Source organism: Rhodopirellula sp. JB055 (assembly GCF_043100905.1).
Lineage (GTDB): Bacteria > Planctomycetota > Planctomycetia > Pirellulales > Pirellulaceae > Rhodopirellula.
This window is the reverse complement of record NZ_JBICHO010000310.1, coordinates 1-15,926: the sequence shown is the minus strand read 5'-3', so window position 1 is coordinate 15,926 and position 15,926 is coordinate 1. Positions and strand designations below refer to the sequence as shown.

Here is a 15,926-nt window from a genome sequence, read left to right as displayed (position 1 = left end):
CACAACCCGGCATTGCCTCTCGCTACCACGCGGCAAAAGAACTGACGCGGTTGCGACGCAACGCTACGTTTGATGACACGCCTGCTGAACCTGCGGCGCACGGGCATGCGTTGGCCGTGGCGAACATGTCTGAATGAAGTCTTGCTAGACTTGGAACAAAACGCGTGCCAGCGGTTTGCCGCTGACGCCATCTGGAATCGGGGGCGAATTCCGTCGTGACATGCGTTCGAATCGTTCCGATAGCAGGCAATCGAAATTGAACCAGCGCGTTTTCTTGTGGAGTTTGACTTCGTCTTTGGCGGGGTTTCTGTTTGGTTTTGACACGGTTGTCATCTCAGGAGCAGAAAAAGCCATCCAAGACTTGTGGGCGCTGGGTGACCTGCAACACGGGCTCGCATTGAGCGCCGCTCTGTGGGGAACCGTCGTGGGTTCCTTGGTGGGCGGATGGCCGACCGACAAATTCGGACGCAAGAACACCTTGTTGTGGATCGGGGTCCTGTACTTGGTGTCAGCCATCTGGTCGGGGCTGGCAACCGGCATGGTCTCCTTCATGCTGGCCCGCTTCATTGGCGGTTTAGGAGTCGGAATCTCAACGGTCGCCGCGCCGCTCTACATCTCAGAGATATCGCCGCCGGAACAACGTGGAACACTGACAGGCATGTTCCAGTTCAATATCGTCTTCGGGATCCTGATCGCGTTTGCGTCCAACTACCTGATTGGATCTTGGGTCGCAGAGAACGCCTGGCGGTGGATGTTGGCCGTCGAATCGTTGCCGGCATTGATCTTCACCGCCATGTGCTTCCAACTGCCTGCCAGCCCACGATGGCTGATCGCAATTCGGAAAGACCGGGCCGCGGGAATCTCGGTTTTGGAACAGTTGCGTCCCGATGCATCCCCGGTCGACATTCAACAAACCGTCGATGAGATTGTCGCGTCCGTTCGGACGGAGTCGGACCTGACTCCCGCAGAGCCATTCTGGAGTCGGCGACTATTCACGCCAATCTCGATCGCGTTTCTGGTTGCGTTTTTCAATCAGCTTTCCGGGATCAATGCAATCCTGTACTTCTCACCGAGAATTTTTGAGTTGGCGGGAATGGGCGAACAGACCGCGTTGCTGAAGTCCATTGGAATTGGCGTGACCAACTTGGTCTTCACGTTCGTTGGACTGTACCTGATCGACCGGATCGGACGGCGGACACTGTTGTTGATTGGTTCAGCAGGTTACGTCCTTTCCCTTGGCACGTGTGCCTACGCGTTTCATTCCGAAACGTTTTCCATTGTCCCGTTGTGCATTTTTGCGTTCATTGCAGCGCACGCCATGGGCCAAGGGGCTGTCATTTGGGTGCTGATTTCAGAGGTCTTTCCCAATGAACACCGTGCTGCTGGCCAATCCCTGGGCAGCTTCACTCACTGGATCTTTGCTGCGATCTTGACGCTGGTGTTTCCGTCTGTTGTCGACCACTTTGAACCCGAGATCATTTTTGGATTCTTTTGTTTCATGATGATCTTACAAGGGCTTTGGGTCATGACCATGTTACCCGAAACCAAAGGCATTTCGCTGGAACAAATGGAATCGCAACTTGGCATTCGGGAATGAGTGAACTCAGGCGATCTGCCCGTTGCCCATGGAGCGAATCGCAGGCTCAATTCTGCACTGATTGCGACCTGCTTTTTTCGCGGCGTACAGTGCCGAGTCAGCACGTCGGAAAGCGGAACGGCTGTCGTCCGATGCCAATACACAGGTGGCACCGACACTGACAGTCACCTTGAGCTTTTCAGAGATCGGGGGCAAACCTTCAACTGCACATCGATGCTGCTGCTGAAGAGCTCCAAGTTCATCGATCGTGGTGTCGGAAAAGATCATGGCGAATTCTTCGCCACCGAATCGGGCCACTAAATCATCGGGCCGGCACGTGTCACGCAAGACTTGCGCAACCTGGCGAATCACCCGGTCGCCCAGATCATGACCACCTGTATCGTTGACCGATTTAAAATGATCGATGTCAACAATCCCGACACAGAAGGGGATCCCCTCATGAGCGAGAAATTCTGAGCGACGTTTGAACTCGATGTCGCAACAACGACGGTTCGCGATTCCAGTCATCGAATCCCGGAGGGACGCTTCTTGCAGTTCGAGCATTTGACGCTGGCGTAGGATCGCGTGGATCGTCAAACGCGTCAGCAAATGATCCTTCAAATCGTTCTTGGACAAGAAATCTTGAGCCCCAGCTTCGATCGCTGCAAACCCGGTCTCGATCCGATCGTCACCGGTTTGCACCACGATTGGAACAGAAGTGGTGCGTTCACGAATGGCTCGAATCGATTGCAGGCCATCGCTGTCCGGCAACCCCAAGTCCAACAGAACAACGTCAAACTCACTCCGGTCCAACTTCTCAAGCGCTCCCCGCAAAGATGACGCTCGTTCAATATGAGCTTGGAGCACAGTCGAACGTTGAAACACGCGAGTGATCGACAAGGCATCCAAATCGTTGTCTTCGACCAGCAATAAACGCAGAGATTGGATGGGCATGAGTTTGGATCGGTCCATGAAATGAGTTCCAACTTTTGAAGGTACGAACAAACGTAGGACACGATCGAGACTGCGAGACGGACTACCCCATTAAACTCAGAAATTGGTCGATTTCGGCGGGATCCGTGCAAAATGAAGTCACAAAGCGATACATCCCATGCCCCTCGGGAGGGTCCATCGTCGAGTCGTTGGGTGTAGGCCACGCATAAAAACGCGCACCGGCAGATTGCAGACGTTCCGCGAGTTCTTTTTCCATCACGGCGAACACTTCATTCGTGTCGTTTTTCCACGCCAATTTCGCCACCGACGATTTCTCAATCCCTCGGGCCAACCGAGCGGCCATGGCATTGGCATGGCGAGCCAGTCCCAACCAAAGGTCGTCGTCCAAATAAGCATGAAATTGGGCCGCGATGAACCGCGTTTTTGAAAACAACTGAGCGGCCCGCTTGCGAATGTAAGGCATCTGTTTTGCAAGTTCCGGCCGAAAGAAGATGATGGCCTCGGCGCACCAACACCCATTCTTCGTCCCACCAAACGACAGCACGTCCACGCCAGCTTTCCAAGTCATCTCGGCGGGTGTCAGGTCCAAGTGAACCAGAGCGTTCGCGAATCTGGCCCCGTCCATGTGCAACGGAAGGTTGTGGTCGTGAACGATGCCGCTGATCTCATTCAGTTCCGCAACGTTGTAGACGGTGCCCACTTCCGTGGCTTGTGTGATACTGACCGCCATCGGTTGACCATGATGGACGAAGTTGGGGTCAAACCGTCGCAATTGTTTTTGCAGCGCTCGCGGGCAGACTTTCCCCTGGTCGCCGGACACGGGTGCCAGGCGAGCCCCCGAGGTAAAGAACTCAGGGGCCCCGCACTCGTCTTCGATCATGTGGGCATCGCGGTGGCAAAGCACAAACCCACCCGGTCGGTTCACAGCGGACAGTGCCAACGAATTGGCTGCCGTGCCGGTCCCGACAAAGAAGACTTCCAAGTCCGTCTCGAACAACTCATTGAATCGTTGTTCGAGACGTCGATCTAAATCACTCGTTCCGTACGCGGGGGACATTCCCTTGGCATGGCGACTCAAGGATTCTGCAATCGGATCGGCGGCGCCGGCCCAATTGTCACTCGCAAAAAACATGAACCGACACCTCACCAAGATCGAACGTTTTAAAGAATCATTATCCCGCCACTCGGTGCATCGTATCGCTTTCTTGCGCTAACAAATAGTAGAACGTGACGCGACATTTTGCCTTGTCACCTTTCATGAGGTTGCAGACTTTCTCAATGGCTGCGTCAGCCTCTTCGGACGTCAGATCCAAGTTCACCGAACAGTAACCTCGCTTGATGCCGGCAAGCTCATCGGGGTCGGTTGCAGCGACGGTTGCTGAGTCTCGGTTCGCAAGAGCTAACCGCAAGTGGTTCGCCAAGGACTCCACTGCATCTTCGCTTGGGTTGGGGACGTACTTCTTTACGTTGGCCAAATATTTTTCGATGTCCATCTGTCTCGACTTCATAATAAAAAAAGGGGCGGAAGCGACCACCCGTTTGTAGTGGACTGCGATCGTCAAAACAACCTTGCAAGCGATCTCTGTTAATTCCGCAACCACTGAACTAGATTGATCGCTCCTGTCACCCCCTCGAGGAGCCCTAACACCATGCAAGTGTGTAGATTACGTCAATTTTGTTCGTCGCAATCCGTCTTTTTATTGGCAATGACGGTCGCTTGGTGCGCCACCGCCAAAGCACAGAAACCAGACGCTGTGTTCATGGAGAAAGACGGGTTCGTTCAAGTCGAAGCAGAAGACTTCGCATCGCAAACGAACACCGACAAACGCGCGTTCTATCTGACGACGGCCGATTCCACTCCCTCCATCCAACCCGATGGCGACCCATCTCACGCCGCCAGTGCCAGTGGTGGGGCTTACCTCGAAATCTTGCCGGACACGCGGCGTACGCATGCCGACAAGTTGATCCATGGCACCAACTTCTCGCCGAAGCCCGGCCAGATGGCGGTGCTGACTTACCGTGTGAAGGTGCAGACCCCCGGTCGCTACTACGTTTGGGTGCGAGCCTACTCCACCGGCAGTGAAGACAATGGCTTGCATGTTGGCATCGATGGCAACTGGCCCGATTCCGGGCAACGGTTGCAGTGGTGCCAAGGCAAACACTCTTGGTACTGGGACAGCAAACAGCGCACGGAGGCTCAGCATTGTGGCGAACCAGGAAAGATCTTCTTGGACATTCACGAACCGGGTGAACACGAGATTCACTTCTCGATGCGGGAAGATGGGTTTGAATTTGATCAGTGGTTGATGACCACGGATGCAAATTTCAAACGACCACCAGCGGGCCCGTCTGCCAAACCCCAACAAGCAGCCGCGAAAACAACGCTCGCATTGCCTGCCAAGGAGTTTGAATTCAAAAGCGGTGGTTACTACTTGGATCAAGGAAAATGGCTGGCGATCAATCCTGATCGCAACCAATCGGCTGCGGCACAAAAGGTATTTCCTTTCCCCAGCGGTCGTTACGACGTCACCTTGAAAGCCGTCGGTGAAAACGATGGGCAATCGACCTACACCTTGTCTGCAGACAAAGAAACGATCGGTTCCTTCACATGCCCAATGGCGGACCAAACTTTCGCCGAAGGCAAACAGTTCCACAAAACATTTGCGAACGTGCAGATCACCGAAGGCGCTGAACTCGAAGTGACGTCCAAGATCGCATCCGCGGACGGGAAAGAATTTAGCCGTGCCCGTTGGAGCGAATTGACGTTCACCCCTGCGAATGATGCGACGGCAAAGGCGGCTGCTACCTTCGCAAAGGAGAACAAACAATCTGTTGCGAAGGCGTCCGCTGGCTCCGAATCAAAGAACCGCACGGGCAGTCCTACCAAACCCGTCAGCGACCAACCTCTGCAAATGCCTCGTGCCAAAGATGGTGACGGAACCGTCAAGGTGACCGGCCAAAAGCGTGAGTGGCACAAAGTCACGCTGACGCTCAACGGACCTTACGCTCACGAGAAAGACAACGCTCCCAATCCATTCTTGGATTATCGGATGGACGTTGAGTTTCAACATGAGAGCGGCAAGAAGTACTTGGTCCCCGGTTTCTTCGCTGCCAACGGTGATGCTGCGAATTCGTCAGCGGAATCAGGCACTCAGTGGCGAGCTCACTTTGCTCCCGATGAAACGGGGCAGTGGACCTACACCGTTCGATTCGTCCAAGGCGAGAACGCTGCCATCGATCGAGATGCCTCCGCCGAAGCGTTGTCTCCATTCGACGGCAAAACGGGCAAATTCGCCATTGCCAAGACGAACAAGTCCGGCCGTGACCTGCGTGCTCACGGGCGTCTGCAGTACGTCGACAAATCCCACCTCCAATTCGCGGGCAGCGGAACGTACTTCCTCAAAGCTGGCGCCGACGCACCTGAAACGCTGCTGGGATACGCTGAGTTTGATGGGACCGTTGCCGGAAAACCTGGCAAGGTGCCATTGAAGAAGTACGCGCCACACGTTGGTGATTGGCGTCGTGGCGACCCGACTTGGAAGGACGGCCAGGGCAAGGGTTTGATCGGAGCAATCAACTACCTTTCATCGAAAGGCTGCAACGCGTTTTCGTTCTTGACCTACAACGCAGGCGGGGATGGAGACAACGTTTGGCCATTCATCCAACGTGATGACAAACTGCATTATGACTGCAGCAAACTGGACCAATGGGGCATTGTCTTTGACCATGGAACCCAAAATGGGATGTACTTGCACTTCAAATTGCAAGAGACCGAAAACGATGACCATCGCCAAGGACAAAAAGCCAACGGCTACAAACCCGAATCACTTGACGGTGGCAAACTCGGAACCCAGCGAAAGCTGTACTTGCGAGAGATCATCGCCCGGTTCGGTCATAACCTCGCGCTGAACTGGAATCTCTCCGAAGAGACCACACAAACCACAGAGGAACATCTCGCGATGTTGAACTACATCGAAGAAATGGACCCCTATGGACACCATCGCGTCCTGCACACTTACCCTGGCCAACAAGACCAGAAGTACGATCCGTTGCTGGGAGACAAGTCCAACCTGACCGGTGTGTCGCTTCAAAACAGCCACATCAAAGACACTCACTGGCAAACCGTGAAGTGGTGCGAAAAATCGCGTGAGGCAGGAAAACCTTGGGTCGTCGCGTTCGATGAATCCGGATCAGCCGCCCACGGTCAGTGCCCCGACCTTGGTTACCGTGGATACGACGGTCGCGACAAAACCGGCAAGATGACCTACACCCAACACGAAGTCCGCAAGCAAACCTTGTGGGGCAACTTCATGGGCGGCGGTGGTGGTGTCGAATATTACTTCGGCTACCAGTACGAAGAGAACGACCTTGCATGCGAAGATTGGCGCAGCCGCGACCAAAGTTGGGATGCTTGCCGAGTCGCGATCGAGTTCTTCCAAAACAACTCGATTCCGTTTTGGGACATGATCAACGCAGATCAACTGGTCGGCAACGAGAAGCATGACAACTCCAAGTATTGCTTGGCTAAAACCGGTGAAGTGTACGTGGTGTATTTGCCCAACGGCGGCACAACCTCCATCGACCTGAGTGATGCTAAGGGTAAGTTCCAAGTCCAGTGGTACAACGCTCGCATCGGCGGCGATCTGCAAACGGGTTCCGTCAAAACCGTCTCGGGTGGCGGTTCCGTTGAAATCGGAAATCCTCCTTCGGATGCAGATCAGGACTGGGCGGTGTTGCTGCAGAAGTAGTTCACGCTGCACCTTGAACAATTCGAATGGCCCGGCGCAAGTGCGTCGCGGCCATTTTTTTTGCGCGGCCATCGCGTCTGTCCAACGGATCATCCATTCGAACCAGCAACGTCAAGATCGGTTCGCCCGCCGCGACAAAGGTGGGCGTGTTCAAAGGAAGATCCGCCAGTTCCGCAGCGATCGATTCCGCTCGCAACTTGTGCTGAATCTTCTCCACATCAACCATGGCGTTACGATTGGCAAACACGATCCGCTTGACCCAGTGCGTCGATCCTTTTTGCCGTGATAACGTTTCATCGGGCCGACGTTCCTGGCTGGACAGGCAACTCATCTGGTCCACCCGTCCGTTGCCATCCATGGCACCCAAATGCATTCGCATCAGTGAATGATCAGCGGGCAAACATCCCACCTCGGTGGCCCAACGTTCGATCACCTCACACGACGCGCTCGGACGAGCGTTCAGTTCCAGCAACCACCATCGACCTGTGTCGTCACAGACGAAATCAAGATTGAAGAGTCCACGAAGTGAAAACTCTTGCGCGACCCGTTCGCTCACCTTTTGCAGCGTGGACCAAAGCACACGGCTCGAGTCACCCAACTCAAACACCGGCCCGCGAGAACCAGAGTAAACGAACGGTCGGTCACCGAATCGATGATGCAGTCCGCGACACAGTCCCAGCACACGCGTCCGGTCGGCCTCCGCAATGGCCACCAGACCGTACGAACGACCATGAACTCGTTGTTGCAACCACCCCACACCCAATTCCGCGGTGGGCTCGCCCGCTGGCATTGCCCAACGAATCCCCAGCCCGCCGGTGGAATCGTGTTGTTTCCACAACCACCGAAGAGGCTGACCCGACGCCCCGGCAGGCGCCGTCGTGATCGGTGATTCTTCGCCTCCTGCACCCGACACGCGGCAGCCTTCGGCTGAACACTGGTAGGTGAGAGGGATCGTCACTGGAAAGTCATCGGAGCCCGATTCATCCGCCAAGTCGCGGACGATTGTCTGCAAGCGGAGCCAAGCATCCTGAGATTCGATTCCGCCGGCGACCCGCAACCCACCCACTCGCAGCACTCGGGCCGAGTAAAAATCCGCGACAGAATCGATTTGTTCCGCCAGGTTTCGTGAGGATCCCTCTTCCGATTGCAAGGAATGAAATTCGTCGCAAACCATTCGGGTGTCGGAATCCCCAAACCAATCCAGCCCAATGATCCGTGAATTTGGCAGCCCTCGCCGCAGTGACTGGGCCGCCCAGCGGACAGACGCTCCCGCCAGCAGAATCGCGGGGCGGTTTTCACCGTGGCAGGGGTTTGTTACCGTTTTCAACCTGCCCGACCCACCCATCGCCATTGGTGTGTTCATCCTGCGTGTGGGGTAAGGACCATGTGTTCCCACCGGTAATTCTTTGGGCGTTTGTTTTCCCTCTCAAAGGCATCTTGTCATGCAATTCCACATTGGTGAATCCCTCGTCGGTGACGGCAACGAAATTTCTCACATCGATCTGATGATCGGCAGCAAAGACGGGCCTGTCGGCGCAGCTTTTGCCAACGCCCTGGCCAATCAAAGCGAAGGTCACACGAACCTGTTGGCCGTTCTCGAGCCCAACGTGGCTGTGAAGCCATCGACCGTGATGATCACCAAAGTCACGATCAAAGGCATGAAGCAAGCCGTGCAAATGTTCGGACCTGCTCAAGCTGCCGTCGCTCAAGCAGTGGCAGATGCGGTCAGCGAAGGCATCATTCCAAAGGACCAATGCGAAGATCTGGTTTGCGTCTGCGGCGTGTTCATTCACCCAGCCGCCGAAGACGACGAAAAGATCTACAAGTACAACTACGAAGCCACCAAGGACGCCCTCAAATCGGCCATGCAAGGCAAGCCGACTGTCGACGACATGTTGGCCAAGAAGGACACCGCGGCTCACCCATTCAAGGGTTTCTGAGCCAATCACTTTGTCCAACGCGAAATGACGTGCAAGCTTCGGGTGAGAGTCCGAAGCTTTTCTTTTGCCTTTCGAACCTTCTCTCACCACATTGGTTGCGACGATGCCAAAGAACATCCTTTTTCAATTGGACGTGGATCCTCATCCCAGCTCGTTCGATGCGGTGGTTGCCGTGGATGCGGGAGTCGACCACTTGCTTCAGTACGGCAGCGTGCAAGCCGATTCCGTGGAACCGCTCGTGCACGGGGCCATGTTCACGCGAGGCGGTGACGACCTGAAGAACACAGCCCTGTTCGTCGGTGGAAACGATGTTGTGAAAGCCGAAGCGATTTTCCGCAGCGTCCAGAAGGCGTTCTTCGGCCCCGTTCGCGTCTCGGTGATGTTGGACGCATCAGGATGCAACACAACCGCCGCGGCCGCGGTCGCGTCGGCATCCAAGCACATCACATTGGATGGATGCACGGCTGTCGTTCTGGGAGGAACCGGTCCCGTCGGCCGACGTGTCGCTCAAATGTTGGCAAGACAAAACGCCAACGTTTTTCTAACCAGTCGTTCACTGAACCGAGCGGAGACTGCCTGCAAGGAGATCGGCGAACAGGTTCGTACTGGCAACCTGGAAGCCGCCGCACCTGAAAACGAAGATTCGAAAAAGACGTTGCTAGAAAAGGCGGATGTGATCATCGCTTGCGGTGCAGCAGGCGTGGAACTGGTTTCCAAAGAACGGATGCTTGACCTGCCGAAGCTGCGCGTTGCCATTGATCTCAACGCGGTGCCCCCAGCCGGACTTGGCGGGATCGAAGCGTTCGACAAAGCCAAACGCCTGCACGATGACCGCGAAGACAGCGCGGTGGCATACGGCCCGATCGGTGTGGGCGGGCTGAAAATGCGAACTCACAAAGCTGCGGTCGCGAAACTCTTCACGTCCAATTCCTTGGTCCTCGACGCCGACGAAATCTACGACCTCACAATGGAACAAATGAATCGTTGAGTGCCCATCACTCGACCAAGACACCTGCAGAAACGAAAAAAGGCGAGTCCCGAAAGACTCGCCTTTTTGATGGATCAACTGGTTCGTTTGAACCGTTTTTCGAATGTGAACTACAGCTCACGAGCGAAGGTTGGGTTCCAACGTACACGGTGAGAAATGTTGCGAACGCTAGCCGGTTGCCCGTTGGTTCCACGACGTTTCCAACTGGCTTCTTTGTCGTCCAACTGAGGTTGCTCGACTTCATCTGAATCCTGTGGATCAAAAAGATGGTCATAGTTGTCGGGCAGATCGCTGTTGGAGTCCGGCTCCGGAGCGCCAAACTCGACTTTGCCCATCGTGGAACTTGGCTCGGAATCATCGGATTGATAAGGAGCGTCCAGTTCGGTTTCATCCGATTCCAGAACGGGCCTTGAGCTGATCACTGAACCAGGCTCGGAGATGACCGAAGACCCCAGGTAGCTCGATGAACTGGAGTAGTTCGAAGAATAAGGATTTGATTCGATGATTGGGTGGAGCGATGAGTAGCCACTTGTGATCGCGGGGCTAAATGGATCGACGTAGGACAACGGCACGCGCTCAACCACGGTTCGCGGAACCATTTGTTGGACTTGATACTTTTGGTATCGCGGAACCGAGACCGGCCGACGAACGACTTGCACGACTTCTTCCTGTTCGTAGTACTTCACCGTGATCGGTTCACGACGAGTCTTGTAGACGACACGACTGGTTTGCACGGGAACCTTGCGAACCACTTCTTCAGCGACCCAACGTTTTCGTTGCACTGGCACTTTGCGTGTGGACGTTTCTGTCACAGGACGCTGCACAATGTAGGGCACTTTCCGCACAGTCGTTTGCGGAACCATCTTCGTCGTTTGAACGGGAACGTTTTGCGTGACCATTTCAGTTTGCATGCGTTGCACGGTGACGGGCACGTTCTGAGTCACCATTTCCGACTGCATCCGAGTCACTTGGATCGGACGTTGGACTTGCTGAACCTCTGGCACGTACTGCGTTTGTGCAATTTGTTGATTGACGTAGTTGGGGCGATAGACCATTTGGGTCTGCACCTTGGGTGGCGTGACCACAGGCACTGCAGTCGCGGCACCACGTGGGTAGGCCAGCAATCCGAGCGGACCAGGCTGGTAGTAAGCCCGTGGATTCCAACCCAAACCGTACTGCAACTGGCTCGGCGTGACGGTGGTCTGTGGCACGTAGCCGCCCGCGTCGACCGTTTGCTGCTGGACGGTTGTGACAGGTCGATAGGACGTGACCTGTTGCGTTTGCATTTGCGTTTCAGTGACTGGCCGCTGGACCATGTACTGTCGCTGGACCATCTGGGTTTCGGTCACCGGACGCTGCACCTGGTACTGCTGTTGGTACATTTGAGTTTCGGTCACGGGGCGATAGGTCGTGACACGTTCTTCGCGTTCAGCGGTCTCGTTGACGTATCGGGTTTGAGTGACCGTTTCGTCGCGATAGGAAGTTTCCGTCACCGGTTTGTAGATCGTGTAGCGTTCTTCACGAAAAGCGGTTTCGGTGACGGTTTCCGGAACGGTGACCTCACGTTCTTCGACCCGAGTCTTCAAGACCGGACGATAGCTTTTGACCTCTTCTTCGACATACTGAGTTTCATAGGTCAGTCGCATGCGTTCGACGACTTCTGGCTGCATGATCGTTTGCGTTTGCAAGCGATATTGCGGCGTGAAACAGCATGCATCCTGAGCCGATGCCGTGCCGGCAGCCAGCAGGCAACTCAGTGCCGAGAGTTTGGCAAGTTTCGATGACAGAGCAGTGTGAATCATGCGTTCATTCAAACAGAGGTCTTTGAGGCGAAGGCCGATACGAGTCGAAACGGTCATGGTGGCAAGTCTCAAAAAGGAAAACTCAGGCGCCGCACCGACGACCTCGATCAGTCGAGAAGGCAGGTGTACAAACCGTGAGTCACATCTGGATTGTTGCAATGGCGGCCCCAAAGGAAAGGGCGAACCATTGGCGCGGCAGGCATCCTTGGGCCCAAAACTGCCGCACAAATAAGAGTAGGCAAGACTTGAGCCATTTGCAGAAAAAACCCGTGAAAAACGACACTTTTGCGACCTCCCGAGAGTCTCAAACTCACTATTTTGCCGAGACCGTCCCGCCAAACACACAGACGTTGCGTTTTCGCAACATCGCACAATCCACCCAAACCTCCCGTTCGCTCAGGACGTTATTTTCGGTGGGCCAGGATTCGGTGGGCCCAGGATGCTGACAAAGACGCCCGCCCTCATTTGCAACCGCAAAGTGATGCTCCCGTCGCTTCCACATGACGAAGGAGTTACTTTGTGTGCCAAGAATTGAGTGTTCTTCCCCGCCCAGTGTCCTTCCCCGTCCTCTGAGTTCCCACCATGAAAACTGGACCGTTCAATCCCAACCTGCTCTCCGAATCGGTCTTTGCCGTGCCGCCATTGGCTCGCGATGCGGACTACCAAATCGATGCCGACGAGAACGAAAAAATCATCCGATTCCTGGAAGCCGGTGGCGTGCGTTCGCTGCTGTACGGCGGCAATGCGGTGCTCTACCACACCAGCCTGGCTGACTTCGACGATCTGCTGGGGATGATCTCGGATTCCGCGGGGCCAGACACCACGGTCGTGCCATCCTTTGGTCCCTCCTTTGGAATCGCATCGGACCAGATCAACATCTTGCAAGAATTCGATTTTGGCACCGCGATGCTGTTGCCGTCGCGCGACATCGTCGACTCGGCAGGCATCGCCACCGGCATCCGAAAGCTGTCCGAGCAATACGGCAAACCACTGGTTGTTTACTTGAAACACGATCGTTGGCTGTCGCCCGAAGATTTGAAATCCCTGGACGCTGACGGCGTGATCTCATGGATCAAGTACGCAGTCGTTCGCGAAAACCCTGCGGAAGACGACTACCTTCGCGAAGTCATCGATGCGTTCCCCGCCGAACGAATTGTCAGTGGCATTGGAGAGCAACCCGCGATCGTTCACCTGCGTGACTTTGGCATCACCGGTTTCACCAGCGGTTGCGTGTGTGTCGCACCAAGCAAGAGCATGGACATGCTCGGATCCATCCAAGGCGGCGACATGGAAATGGCGGAATCCATCCGGCAATACTTCCAACCTCTGGAAAATCTTCGCGATGGTATTCACCCCATTCGAGTGTTGCACGAGGCGGTCGCACTCGCCGGCGTTGCGGACACGGGTCCGATTCAGCCCATGCTCAGCAACGTTTGCGATGAGACCAAATCAAAGATCCAAGAGGCACTGCGGACAATGAACGTGATCCACTGAGTTCACTGAACTCGCTTGGGTCGCACGTCTTCTGTCCACCTCATCAACGTAAGACCTTGCGGTCATCCCGCAAGGTCAATTTCATTTGACACACCAACCGTTCTTTCCGTCACAGGTCTCAGCCTGCTTGCACTTTGATTCGCCGAGGCTTGGCTTCCTCGGACTTGGGTAGGTGCAACGTCAGCACGCCGTCTTTCATCTCCGCAGTGATCCCAGACGCATCGATCTTTTCACCGATCGTAAAGCTTCGCTGGAAGTCGCCGACTTCGTACTCAGACAGCAGGTAAGAATCCGGGGACGCTTGCCGTTTAACCTCGCCACGGATCGTCAACAATCGGTTTTCGAATTGAACGTCCAAGTCCGCTGGATCGACACCAGGCAGATCGCCCAGGAGCGTCAACTCCTGCTCGCCTTCCCAAATGTCAAATCGCGGCGTGAACGTCGTTCCTCGAGTTGCATTCTCGGAATGCTTTTCAGGTCGTTTTTTGGGGCCAGTCATGGAGGTCGTCTTCTTTTCTGCCCCATTGGAATGGGTCGTCATGACAGTGCTCATGAGTTTCTCCAATCAATCAAAAAGGGTAGGTCAAGGGAAAGCCGATCGGTCAGTTCGACTGAACTTCGATTCGGCGTGGTCGGGCGGTCTCACTCTTTGGCAGCCTGATCTTCAGAATGCCGTTTTGAAAGTCAGCCGAAACTTGGTCGGCATCCACATCTGCAGGAAGTTCAATCATTCGATGGAAGCTACCGAACCCGCGTTCTTGACGGTGCCAGGTTCCACCTTCCATCTCGGGTGCGGTCCGCTCGCCCTTGAGAGTGAGCTGGTTCGCATCGACATAGATCTCAAGCTGATCGGAATTGAACCCGGGCAGTTCCGCTTCGGCATAGACCGTGCCGTCATCTTCCCAGACATTCAAAGCGGGGAAGGTGAACGCGGACGTACTCGATGGAACACCGCGAGTGAACAACCGGTCCATCTCACGCGAAAGGCGATTCAGTTCGTTCCAAGGTTCCCAACGTGTCGCTAACATTTTTGATCCTCCGTTCACACGATTGTGCAAGCAAAGTTTGTGGAATCAGTCTTGTTCGACGAGGAATGTCAGACTGACAGACGCCGCCGAATTGCAAGGTCGAAAATGCAACGAGTGTGCCAATTCACACGGAAGAAACCCTTGAATTCTTCGCGTGACGACTCAACCAAACCGTGAACCGGAGCGATTCGTAGAACAGGGTTTTGGACTCGCGAAACAGATGGTTGGCTGACCAGTTCGTCCAGCACCGCTTTTCGGCGGAATTCCACATGGCACGCCTCCCCCGATACGAATTTTTGGGAAAGGTCGAGTGAGTCCGTCCACGCGGACATTTGAAGATGGACTGAGTTGCAATGTGGCTCGGTGGTGGAACGCAGCCCGACGGAACAGTTGAGGACAACTGTTCTACTCTGACGCTTCGCACCTCTCAAAAGAAAGGGGAAGTAAAACGACTCGACGTCTGCTCAGCCGAGTCTCAGGTGACTTGCCGGAGCTGCAGCGTGTCGATGATTTTTTCGTCGGCCAAGGCGTTGGTGATGACTCCCAACCAAACGCCCGGTTTGCACCAACCGCTTTCCTTGAGCACATCCAAGGCATTGGCAATGGTTTCGTCGTGGTCATCCGAGAACTCCATGAAGAATGGTTCCACTCCCCAAGGCAACAGCAGATGGTGGAACGTGTGCTCCACATCAGTGAAGGCAAAGATCGGCACCCCACGAGGTCGCAGAGCGCCGAGCACATAAGCGAGGAAACCGCTGCGTGTGAAAACAACCACTCCAGAATCACCCATCTCCTGTGCCAGCGTGCAGGCCGATCGCAGCATCATCGACTTCGGCTCGCGAAGCACAATTTTCGAATTCAGTTGACGGCTAACCGTGGGTTCAATGCTGCCGATGATGTTCTGCAACACTCCCACCGACTCCAGCGGGTATTTGCCCGTCGTGGTCTCGCCCGACAACATCACTGCGTCAGCTTGTTCGCGAATCGCGTTGGAAACGTCCGACACCTCGGCGCGTGTTGGAACCGGTGAGTGAATCATCGATTCGAGCAAGTGCGTGGCGATGATGACCGGCTTGCCGTCTTCTTGGCAGGCACGAATCAACTCGGTTTGAACCAATGGCAATCGGTGGTAATCGATTTCGATGCCCAGGTCCCCGCGAGCCACCATGATGGCGTCGGATTGCCGGATGATCGCTTTCATGTTGCGAACGCCAGCTTGGTCTTCGATCTTCGAAATGATTCGAGCGTGAGAATCGTGTTCAACCAAAAATTTTCGCAGCGAGTCAACGTCGGCTGCTTGGCGAACAAATGAAAGCGCGACAAAGTCGATGCCGGCTTTGACTCCCGCCATCAGATCCGTTCGGTCCTTGTCGGTGATCGCAGGCAAATTGACTTG

The 15,926-nt window shown here is 55.0% G+C and carries 14 protein-coding genes; 5 read left to right on the top strand and 9 right to left on the bottom strand.

Annotated features, from left to right (window positions below):
* The first annotated feature begins 256 nt into the window (after window positions 1-256).
* Window positions 257-1,597 carry a sugar porter family MFS transporter gene (locus ACF8AM_RS12280; RefSeq protein WP_392555909.1) on the top strand — a complete coding sequence of 447 codons (1,341 nt, stop codon included), beginning with the start codon at window positions 257-259 and terminating at the stop codon, window positions 1,595-1,597.
* A gap of 6 nt (window positions 1,598-1,603) precedes the next feature.
* On the opposite strand, the gene ACF8AM_RS12275 is transcribed toward ACF8AM_RS12280, so the two are convergent.
* The 3 genes from ACF8AM_RS12275 to ACF8AM_RS12265 all read right to left on the bottom strand — a co-directional run bounded on the left by ACF8AM_RS12275 (window position 1,604) and on the right by ACF8AM_RS12265 (window position 4,023).
* Window positions 1,604-2,530: a GGDEF domain-containing protein gene (locus ACF8AM_RS12275; RefSeq protein WP_392555908.1), complete on the bottom strand. Its 927-nt coding sequence runs from the start codon at window positions 2,528-2,530 to the stop codon at window positions 1,604-1,606.
* Between the two features lie 82 nt (window positions 2,531-2,612).
* A complete protein-coding gene (locus tag ACF8AM_RS12270; protein WP_392555907.1) occupies window positions 2,613-3,662 on the bottom strand; it encodes a threonine aldolase family protein in 1,050 nt (349 codons plus the stop codon).
* Window positions 3,663-3,702: 40 nt separating this feature from the next.
* On the bottom strand, window positions 3,703-4,023 hold the full coding sequence (locus ACF8AM_RS12265; RefSeq protein WP_392555906.1) for a DUF2853 family protein: 321 nt from the start codon (window positions 4,021-4,023) through the stop codon (window positions 3,703-3,705).
* A gap of 261 nt (window positions 4,024-4,284) precedes the next feature.
* On the opposite strand from ACF8AM_RS12265, the gene ACF8AM_RS12260 reads away from it, so the two are divergent.
* Window positions 4,285-7,278 carry a DUF5060 domain-containing protein gene (locus ACF8AM_RS12260; RefSeq protein WP_392555911.1) on the top strand — a complete coding sequence of 998 codons (2,994 nt, stop codon included), beginning with the start codon at window positions 4,285-4,287 and terminating at the stop codon, window positions 7,276-7,278.
* Between the two features lies 1 nt (window position 7,279).
* Here the strand turns inward: ACF8AM_RS12260 and ACF8AM_RS12255 are convergent, their stop codons facing one another.
* Complete coding sequence (locus ACF8AM_RS12255; RefSeq protein ID WP_392555905.1) at window positions 7,280-8,605, bottom strand: ATP-grasp domain-containing protein; 1,326 nt, start codon at window positions 8,603-8,605, stop codon at window positions 7,280-7,282.
* A 115-nt stretch (window positions 8,606-8,720) separates the two neighbouring features.
* Here ACF8AM_RS12255 and fae point away from each other — a divergent pair, with 115 nt between their 5' ends.
* Window positions 8,721-9,218, top strand: coding sequence for a formaldehyde-activating enzyme (gene fae / locus ACF8AM_RS12250; RefSeq protein ID WP_392555904.1), 498 nt, complete (start codon window positions 8,721-8,723; stop codon window positions 9,216-9,218).
* A gap of 103 nt (window positions 9,219-9,321) precedes the next feature.
* Window positions 9,322-10,206 (top strand): NADP-dependent methylenetetrahydromethanopterin/methylenetetrahydrofolate dehydrogenase, encoded by an 885-nt coding sequence (locus ACF8AM_RS12245; RefSeq protein ID WP_392555903.1) that lies wholly within the window; start codon window positions 9,322-9,324, stop codon window positions 10,204-10,206.
* A 110-nt stretch (window positions 10,207-10,316) separates the two neighbouring features.
* Here ACF8AM_RS12245 and ACF8AM_RS12240 read toward each other — a convergent pair whose 3' ends face one another.
* On the bottom strand, window positions 10,317-12,065 hold the full coding sequence (locus ACF8AM_RS12240) for a hypothetical protein (protein ID WP_392555902.1): 1,749 nt from the start codon (window positions 12,063-12,065) through the stop codon (window positions 10,317-10,319).
* 525 nt (window positions 12,066-12,590) lie between these two features.
* Between ACF8AM_RS12240 and ACF8AM_RS12235 the strand changes: the two genes are divergently transcribed.
* The gene (locus tag ACF8AM_RS12235) at window positions 12,591-13,502 is read left to right on the top strand and encodes a dihydrodipicolinate synthase family protein (RefSeq protein ID WP_392555901.1); all 912 of its coding nucleotides are present in this window, start codon (window positions 12,591-12,593) and stop codon (window positions 13,500-13,502) included.
* A 118-nt stretch (window positions 13,503-13,620) separates the two neighbouring features.
* On the opposite strand, the gene ACF8AM_RS12230 is transcribed toward ACF8AM_RS12235, so the two are convergent.
* The 4 genes from ACF8AM_RS12230 to ACF8AM_RS12215 form a co-directional block, all read right to left on the bottom strand.
* Entirely contained in the window at window positions 13,621-14,001 is a 381-nt protein-coding gene (locus ACF8AM_RS12230) for an Hsp20/alpha crystallin family protein (protein WP_392555910.1), read from the bottom strand.
* A 103-nt stretch (window positions 14,002-14,104) separates the two neighbouring features.
* Window positions 14,105-14,530, bottom strand: a complete 426-nt coding sequence (locus tag ACF8AM_RS12225; RefSeq protein ID WP_392555900.1) for an Hsp20/alpha crystallin family protein — start codon at window positions 14,528-14,530, stop codon at window positions 14,105-14,107.
* Window positions 14,531-14,598: 68 nt separating this feature from the next.
* Complete coding sequence (locus ACF8AM_RS12220) at window positions 14,599-14,862, bottom strand: hypothetical protein (protein WP_392555899.1); 264 nt, start codon at window positions 14,860-14,862, stop codon at window positions 14,599-14,601.
* Window positions 14,863-15,005: 143 nt separating this feature from the next.
* The coding region (locus ACF8AM_RS12215; protein WP_392555898.1) for a pyruvate kinase at window positions 15,006-15,926 on the bottom strand (921 nt) is incomplete at its 5' end.

Bases quoted from the DNA above. Each gene is read 5' to 3' on its own strand.
- ACF8AM_RS12220 (WP_392555899.1), bottom strand. From the start codon at position 14,862: ATGTCCGCGTGGACGGACTCACTCGACCTTTCCCAAAAATTCGTATCG.
- ACF8AM_RS12240 (WP_392555902.1), bottom strand. From the start codon at position 12,065: ATGACCGTTTCGACTCGTATCGGCCTTCGCCTCAAAGACCTCTGTTTG.
- ACF8AM_RS12275 (WP_392555908.1), bottom strand. From the start codon at position 2,530: ATGCCCATCCAATCTCTGCGTTTATTGCTGGTCGAAGACAACGATTTG.
- ACF8AM_RS12235 (WP_392555901.1), top strand. From the start codon at position 12,591: ATGAAAACTGGACCGTTCAATCCCAACCTGCTCTCCGAATCGGTCTTT.
- ACF8AM_RS12270 (WP_392555907.1), bottom strand. From the start codon at position 3,662: ATGTTTTTTGCGAGTGACAATTGGGCCGGCGCCGCCGATCCGATTGCA.
- fae (WP_392555904.1), top strand. From the start codon at position 8,721: ATGCAATTCCACATTGGTGAATCCCTCGTCGGTGACGGCAACGAAATT.
- ACF8AM_RS12230 (WP_392555910.1), bottom strand. From the start codon at position 14,001: ATGACTGGCCCCAAAAAACGACCTGAAAAGCATTCCGAGAATGCAACT.
- ACF8AM_RS12245 (WP_392555903.1), top strand. From the start codon at position 9,322: ATGCCAAAGAACATCCTTTTTCAATTGGACGTGGATCCTCATCCCAGC.
- ACF8AM_RS12225 (WP_392555900.1), bottom strand. From the start codon at position 14,530: ATGTTAGCGACACGTTGGGAACCTTGGAACGAACTGAATCGCCTTTCG.
- ACF8AM_RS12265 (WP_392555906.1), bottom strand. From the start codon at position 4,023: ATGGACATCGAAAAATATTTGGCCAACGTAAAGAAGTACGTCCCCAAC.